The organism is Alicyclobacillus sacchari (genome assembly GCF_004366795.1).
Taxonomy (GTDB): domain Bacteria; phylum Bacillota; class Bacilli; order Alicyclobacillales; family Alicyclobacillaceae; genus Alicyclobacillus; species Alicyclobacillus sacchari.
This window is the reverse complement of sequence record NZ_SORF01000053.1, coordinates 1-1,620: the sequence shown is the minus strand read 5'-3', so window position 1 is coordinate 1,620 and position 1,620 is coordinate 1. Positions and strand designations below refer to the sequence as shown.

Sequence of the window (1,620 nt, the reverse complement as noted above, 5' to 3'; positions counted from 1 at the left end):
TCACAGAACCTGGCACGGATGGACACGCTCCTCATTTCGTGCGTGCCATTTCTGATGTGGCCAGTCATGATGGTGCTCTTCTATCTTTTTGTGTCGCGGAACATCTTTCGGTATCAGTTCGCGAGCCCGACAGGCTTTACGTGGTTTCTCTTGACGCTTCTGGCCACGCTTGGGTCGTTCATCATCGGGATTACGTTCTACAGACCGAAACAGGACATCTGAAGGGGGGACAACGGCATGGGCTATGTGATTTTGGCCTTGGGGCTCATTCCAAGCGTTTTGTTGGTCATGGGGGCTGGACAGGGTGAGTATGTCGGCATACGGACACGCGCGCGGATTGCGGCAGGGTGGTACGGCACAAAGATGCGGGTGCGCAAACGGCTCGAAGACGAACAGCTCGTCTCGTTGCTACGGAAAAGTGGCCTCACGCTCAAGGCGTATCAGTACCACTACCTGCGAATCGGGTTGACGCTTGTTTTCTTGCTCATGGGAGTCGTGGGGCTTCTTCACGGACGGATGTTGCCGATGCTGTTTCCGCTCGTCGTATGGTTTGGACTTGAATATCGTCAGCCATTTCCGATGCACTACGGCTTTTTAGCCCTGCAAAAGCAGGCGGCGTTGGAACGGGACAAGGCAGTGTATTTACTCTACCGCCTGCTACTGCAAGAGGCCGTGGCGTTTCACACCCGGTCAATCGGGGTGTACGACATGATACGTCGACAACTTCATCGTGTGCCAGTCTTACGTCCATTGTTGGAGCGATGTCTACATGATTGGGTTGACGATCCCGCAGCCGCACTCCAGCGCTTCGGTGAGGAAGTCGGAACGTCCCAAGCGAAAGCACTGGCACACATGCTCGTCGAGATCGAGGAAGCAGGCGTCGCCGTGGCGCTCGATGTCCTGCAAACGAACTTGGAGCGCTTTCGAGCCGACCGCATCGCCGCCTTCCGGGCGCACCTGAACACGCGCTCCATCTTGGCGACGGCACTCACCATGCTCGGACTTGGGGCGACGAGCTTCGACCTCATGGTAATCATTCAAATCTACTCCGGTGCGCTTATGCGAGCGAGTGTCGGTGGCTGAAACATTGGCCTAAACTTGGCGCGAAAATCAGGGTTTTGGTCTGTATCGTGAAGTATAGGAGGAGGCGCAGAGAATGCGGCAGATCATCATCGGGTTGCTCGTGATGGTAATCGTTATCGGCTTGGCGGTGACGAACGTGAGGTTCGGTAAGCAGGAACTCGCGCAAGTCGGACAAACCGGTGTGTCGACCCTCACGAACACGTCGACTGCGAATCTCGCGTCTCGCTCGAATTCCTAAAGGGGGATGACACATTGAACTCTCCAATTGTCGGTGTTGTTGTTGCACTTCTGGTCTTGATTGGTGGTGTCGTCGGCACAGTCGCGATGAACACGTGGAGCTCGTCGCAGCAGTCAACTGTACAGTCGTTTACGCAACAGCAAATCACGTCGGCACAAGGTCAAGTATCGGGGGGCTAATGAGGGTGTTTTAGGGGAGGTGGTTATGTATGAGGAGCGCCATTATCTTCGCGCTCATGTTCTTCTTTATTTTGTCCTGGAACTATCAGCCGTATATGGACGTCATCAATGGCGCACGGT

General features: G+C 54.9%; 3 protein-coding genes and 1 pseudogene. All 4 read left to right on the top strand.

The genetic code is table 11. From position 1 onward, the window contains the following. A pseudogene (locus C7445_RS14355) lies at window positions 1-222 on the top strand (hypothetical protein); the annotation flags it as partial. Between the two features lie 15 nt (window positions 223-237). Next, complete coding sequence (locus tag C7445_RS14350) at window positions 238-1,083, top strand: hypothetical protein (RefSeq protein ID WP_134161400.1); 846 nt, start codon at window positions 238-240, stop codon at window positions 1,081-1,083. Between the two features lie 73 nt (window positions 1,084-1,156). Continuing rightward, window positions 1,157-1,321: a hypothetical protein gene (locus C7445_RS14755; protein ID WP_166669185.1), complete on the top strand. Its 165-nt coding sequence runs from the start codon at window positions 1,157-1,159 to the stop codon at window positions 1,319-1,321. A gap of 14 nt (window positions 1,322-1,335) precedes the next feature. Next, complete coding sequence (locus C7445_RS14750; RefSeq protein WP_166669184.1) at window positions 1,336-1,500, top strand: hypothetical protein; 165 nt, start codon at window positions 1,336-1,338, stop codon at window positions 1,498-1,500. Window positions 1,501-1,620: the final 120 nt, after the last annotated feature.

Excerpts from the sequence above, each read along its gene's own strand:
- C7445_RS14755 (WP_166669185.1), top strand. The coding sequence starts at position 1,157 with ATGCGGCAGATCATCATCGGGTTGCTCGTGATGGTAATCGTTATCGGC.
- C7445_RS14350 (WP_134161400.1), top strand. The coding sequence starts at position 238 with ATGGGCTATGTGATTTTGGCCTTGGGGCTCATTCCAAGCGTTTTGTTG.